Below are 1,660 nucleotides of genomic sequence, written 5' to 3'. Positions count from 1 at the left end.
GAGCAAAATCATTGCGCTTGCCCTATCCGCCAATGCGGGCAAGCCGAGCGAAAAATACCTGAAAGAAGCCAAAACGCTGATTGACACATTGGGTGCGGACAGGTTCAAAAAAATGCTGCACGACTGGATAGAATTTGTCTGCGGCAGCGAAGTGCAGACCGAAACTGTCACCCACAGAGCATACAGCTACGACACCCATGTCCTGCCCGTTTGCAGCATCAACCAAACCGTGCTCAAAGGGCTGGTATGGATGTGCAGCCATTTCCACGACAGTGCCACCCTGTCCGCCCTTACCCAACTTGCGCTGCATTCATACGAAAAAATCCCCAATCTCGGGGCGCGCTATGCTTCCATAGGCAACGCCTGCTTCTATGCGCTGTTCCGCTCCAAAGGGCTGGACGGCATCGCCAGCCTCTCTCGCCTGCGCCTTCGGATTAAGTTCAGCAACGCGCAGAACGCGATTGCCAACTATCTGGACGAAGCCGCTGCGCAGCGGGGTGTATCCCGCAACGAAATCGAAGACATGGCGGTGGACGATTTCGGCTTGCAGAAAGGCTGCCGAGACTACGACTTCGGCGGCTACACCTGCCGTCTGGCGGTTACGGGCATAGGCAAGTCCGAACTGCGCTGGTTCAAACCCGACGGCTCGCCGCAGAAAACCGTACCCACCTTCGTGAAAACCGACCATGCCGACAAACTGAAAAAGCTCAAAGCCACACAAAAAAACCTCAACACCACGCTCACAGCCCAACGCGACCGCTTGGACCAGATGATGCGCTCCGAACACCGCGTACCGCTGGAACACGCCGAACAGTATTACTGGCAACACGGACTGATGTCCTGCCTCACGCGCTCATTAATATGGCAGTTTTTCCGTGATGAAAACGATACGCAGGGCAAATCCGCGCTGTGGTTGGACGGAACATGGGTGGACGAAACGGGGGAGCAAACCGATGTTTCAGACTGCCTGCAAGTCAGCTTGTGGCATCCCGCGCTTGCCACGCAGCAAAGCATCGCCCAGTGGCGCAAACTGCTGCAGGACAAAGAAATCCGCCAGCCGCTGAAACAGGCATACCGTGAAATCTATCTGCTCACCGAAGCCGAAATCAACACCAAAACATACAGCAACCGTTTTGCCGCCCACATCCTGAAACAACACCAATACATGACGCTTGCCAAAGGACGCGGCTGGAGGGGCTCACTGGCAGGCGCGTGGGATGGCGGCGACGACGCAACCGTCTCGCTGGAATTGCCCGAATACAACCTGCTCGCCCAATTTTGGGCAAACGCAGTGGATAGCGAAGAAGCATGGACGGAAAGCGGTATCTGGCAGTATGTCAGTACCGACCAAGTGCGCTTTCACCGGGTGGACGATGATTACCATGCCACCGTGCTGGACTTAATTGATATCCCGCCGCGCGTGTTTTCCGAAGTATTGCGCGACGTCGATTTGTTTGTCGGCGTGGCAAGCGTGGGCAACGACCCGACTTGGGAAGATAACGGCGGAGAGGCACGTTTTTACAGCTACTGGCAGAGCTATTCCTTCGGCGATTTGGGCGAAGTGGCCAAAACCCGCAAAGCAGTACTGGAAACCCTGCTGCCGCGCCTGAAAATCGCCAAGGTTGCCCACACAGACGGCAACTTCCTCATCGTACAGGGC

At 56.0% G+C, this 1,660-nt stretch carries 1 protein-coding gene; it reads left to right on the top strand.

Going from position 1 to position 1,660, the window contains the following annotated elements; genetic code table 11:
• Positions 1–1,660 (top strand): DUF4132 domain-containing protein (locus ACTHUR_RS10940; RefSeq protein WP_440398586.1); only part of this gene is annotated, 1,660 nt, incomplete at both ends.

This window comes from Neisseria sp. P0021.S007 (assembly GCF_051956855.1).
The sequence above is the reverse complement of the archived record's forward strand: the minus strand, read 5'-3'. Positions and strand labels throughout refer to the sequence as shown.